We start from the raw sequence: 731 nt of genomic DNA on the forward strand, positions 1-731 counted from the left end.
GTAAATAGCTGCGCCGATGGTTTCTACAAAGATCGTTATGTTTATCGGCACTTTGCATCGGCCGCGCTCCCGATTCCGGAAGTGCTTGACATTGGGGAATTCAGCGAGAGCCTGACCTATTGCATCTCCCGCCGTGCACAGGGTGTCACGTTGCAAGACCTGCCTGAAACCGAACTGCCCGCTGTTCTGCAGCCGGTCGCGGAGGCCATGGATGCGATCGCTGCGGCCGATCTTAGCCAGACGAGCGGGTTCGGCCCATTCGGACCGCAAGGAATCGGTCAATACACTACATGGCGTGATTTCATATGCGCGATTGCTGATCCCCATGTGTATCACTGGCAAACTGTGATGGACGACACCGTCAGTGCGTCCGTCGCGCAGGCTCTCGATGAGCTGATGCTTTGGGCCGAGGACTGCCCCGAAGTCCGGCACCTCGTGCACGCGGATTTCGGCTCCAACAATGTCCTGACGGACAATGGCCGCATAACAGCGGTCATTGACTGGAGCGAGGCGATGTTCGGGGATTCCCAATACGAGGTCGCCAACATCTTCTTCTGGAGGCCGTGGTTGGCTTGTATGGAGCAGCAGACGCGCTACTTCGAGCGGAGGCATCCGGAGCTTGCAGGATCGCCGCGGCTCCGGGCGTATATGCTCCGCATTGGTCTTGACCAACTCTATCAGAGCTTGGTTGACGGCAATTTCGATGATGCAGCTTGGGCGCAGGGTCGATG

At 58.0% G+C, this 731-nt stretch carries 1 protein-coding gene; it reads left to right on the forward strand.

Annotated features, from left to right (window positions below):
• Positions 1-731: phosphotransferase (locus tag CKO23_RS24995; protein ID WP_200336273.1), on the forward strand; the 731-nt coding region annotated here is incomplete at both ends.

Origin of the sequence: Thiocystis violacea (genome assembly GCF_016583565.1) — a bacterium.
Lineage (GTDB): Bacteria > Pseudomonadota > Gammaproteobacteria > Chromatiales > Chromatiaceae > Thiorhodococcus > Thiorhodococcus violaceus_A.